General features: G+C 69.3%; 3 protein-coding genes. 2 read left to right on the forward strand and 1 reads right to left on the reverse strand.

Annotated elements, in window-relative coordinates:
* The coding region (locus J7E68_RS13690; RefSeq protein WP_215173451.1) for a helix-turn-helix domain-containing protein at nucleotides 1-973 on the reverse strand (973 nt) is incomplete at its 3' end.
* Between the two features lie 225 nt (nucleotides 974-1,198).
* On the opposite strand from J7E68_RS13690, the gene J7E68_RS13695 reads away from it, so the two are divergent.
* Together J7E68_RS13695 and J7E68_RS13700 are read left to right on the forward strand one after the other, a co-directional pair.
* The gene (locus J7E68_RS13695; RefSeq protein WP_215173454.1) at nucleotides 1,199-1,924 is read left to right on the forward strand and encodes an alpha/beta hydrolase; all 726 of its coding nucleotides are present in this window, start codon (nucleotides 1,199-1,201) and stop codon (nucleotides 1,922-1,924) included.
* Nucleotides 1,917-2,462 (forward strand): MFS transporter (locus J7E68_RS13700; protein WP_215173456.1); only part of this gene is annotated, 546 nt, incomplete at its 3' end. The genes J7E68_RS13695 and J7E68_RS13700, both read left to right, overlap by 8 nt.

A 2,462-nucleotide genomic window follows, 5' to 3' on the forward strand; every position in this document is an offset into this window, starting at 1 on the left:
GCGCCTCCTTGACCAGCGGGGGCATGCGCTCGAGCCGGGAGTAGAGGGTCGTGCGGTGGACGAAGAGGATCTGGCACGCGGCGACCACGTTCGCACCGACGTCGAGGTACGTCTCGACGGTGAGGCGCTGGCTGTCGTCGGTCTGGGAGTACAGGACGTGCGCGGCCGGCGAGATGATCCGGAGGGCGTCGGGGTCTGCGGATGCGGAGGCGAGCAGCCGCCAGCCGCCGAGCTCGCTCGCGTCGACGGACGGATGGAACTGGGGGAGGGCTGCGGCGAGAGAGGCGGCGATCGCCGCCTCGTCGGCGGCGCTGCGGAGGTCTGTCGCGCCTCTCGCAGGCGACGCGGATCCGATTCCGAGGATCCTCATCCCGCGTCGGGCGGCTTCCTGCAGCAGGACGTCGGCGAGGTCGCCGTCGGCCGGCTGCCCGACCAGCACGACCACACCGCCCTCGAGCGTGACGAAGTGAGCGGGGACTGGACGAAGATGGGCGAGGTGGCGGCCGAAGGCGATGCGGTCGACGTCTGTGACGGCGGAATCGATCAGGATCGCGCGCACGACCGTGCCCGCTTCGCGGTCCACCCACCTCTGCCGGAGTGCGCGCGAGTAGGCGTCTCGGCGCACCGACTCCTCGGCGTCCAGCAGATCCCGCAGGATCGACTCGCGATCCGCCCGCACGGAACCGAGGCCACGACGAAGGGTGATCCTGACGAGCGCGGACGCCGCATCGACGGCTTCGAACGCGCTCGCCGTGAGGGGGGTGCCGGCGCCCGGATCGACCAGGATGAACGCGATGGCTGCACCGTCGTCCTGCACCGGGACGGAGAGGAGCGACGCCGACGCTTCGTCCGCCGGTGCCGCCGCACCGGACTCGCGGATGACCACCCGGCGGTTCAGGGACGCCTCGAGCTGGAGGGCGATCTCATGCAGCGCCAGGGAGTTGGCGTCCGTCGTCGTGTCGCTGATCGTCATGGGTTCGCTCCTGTGCGGGGGATGGGCTCACCGTGTCGCTCTGCGTCGATGGAGGGAATCCCGTCATCGAACTCGAGTACGTCTCATGCAACTCTCTCGGGAGCGCGCACACCAGGCGGAAAGCAGGCAGAAGTGGGATGCCCGGTATTCGACTCCTGTCGGATGGTCGTGGACGCCTCGGTTCTTAGATTCGTCTCACACGGACGACGACCGCGAGGTGGCGAGATGATGAGAACCAGCACGGTCGTCCTCGTGCACGGTGCCTTCCTGGATGCCTCGGGGTGGTGGCCGGTCGTTCTCCGTCTGCTCGACGGCGGACACCGGGTGCTCGCCCCTGCGGTGATCGGTCGCAGCTTCCATGGCGACTGCGACTACATCCGCTCGTTCGTCGAGCGCGTCGACGGAGAGGTGCTCCTCGTCGGTCACGGATACGGCGCAGCGGTGATCACCGTGGCGGGCGGGGCGAAAAACGTCATCGGACTGCTGTTCATCGCGGGGTACGCGCTCGAGCGGGGCGAGAGCATCGACGAGCTGTGCGGCCGGTTCGCCCCGGCCGAGGCATCAGGGCATCTCGCGTCTGCTCTGTTCCCGGATGGCGACGGAACCTTCCGCACAGAGCTCACCGTCACCCCTGATCGTTTCGCCCGTCTGCTCGCCGAGGGCCTGCCCTCCGACGAGTCGGGAGTTCTCGCGGTATCGCAGCGGCCGATCGCCGATTCGGTGTTCGCCGAGCGTGCCACGGGGACCGCCTGGCGGACGAAGCCCAGCTGGGGCGTGGTGGCGACCGAGGATCGCCTGGTCGCCCCGCAGGTGCAGCGCTTCGGGTATCGGAGGGCAGGCTGCCGGACGGTGACGGCACTCGACGGGCCGCATCTGGTCACGCAGACCCACGCCACGGACATCGTGCGGATCATCGACGGCATCCTTCGGGAGGTCGCGAGCCATGGCTGAGCCGCAGGTGGCATCGGCCGACGGCCGCACCGGATGGCGTGCGGGTTTCGCTCCCCTCGCCGTGCCGATCTTCCGTCTGGTGTGGCTGGCGTCGATCGTCAGCAACATCGGAAGCTGGATGCAGACGGTCGGCGCTCAATGGCTGCTCGTGCAGGACGACGGATCCCCGCTGCTGGTCGCGCTCGTGCAGACGGCGTCGGCCGCGCCCGTGCTCCTGTTCGCGATCCCCGCCGGTGTGATCGGCGAGTTCCTCAACCGTCGGCGCGTGCTGCTCTGGTCGCAGATCGTGCAGCTCGCGGTCGTTCTCGGGCTGACCTACCTGACGGCGGTCGGTCAGACGACCACGACGATCCTGTTGGCGTCGACGTTCGTGCTGGGGACGGTCTCGGCCATCCAGCTTCCGGCGTTCCAGGCGCTCGTACCCGACATCGTGCCGCCGAAGCTGCTCATCGACGCGGCGAGCCTCTCGTCGATCGGCGTGAACATCGCGAGGGCCGTGGGACCGGCGATCCCCGGCCTCGTGGTCCCGCAGTTCGGG

Source organism: Microbacterium sp. ISL-103, from assembly GCF_018613995.1.
In the GTDB taxonomy this organism is placed as follows: Bacteria; Actinomycetota; Actinomycetes; order Actinomycetales; family Microbacteriaceae; genus Microbacterium.

What these genes read in the sequence shown, in the direction of transcription:
- J7E68_RS13695 (WP_215173454.1), top strand. Translation starts at nt 1,199, where the DNA reads ATGATGAGAACCAGCACGGTCGTCCTCGTGCACGGTGCCTTCCTGGAT.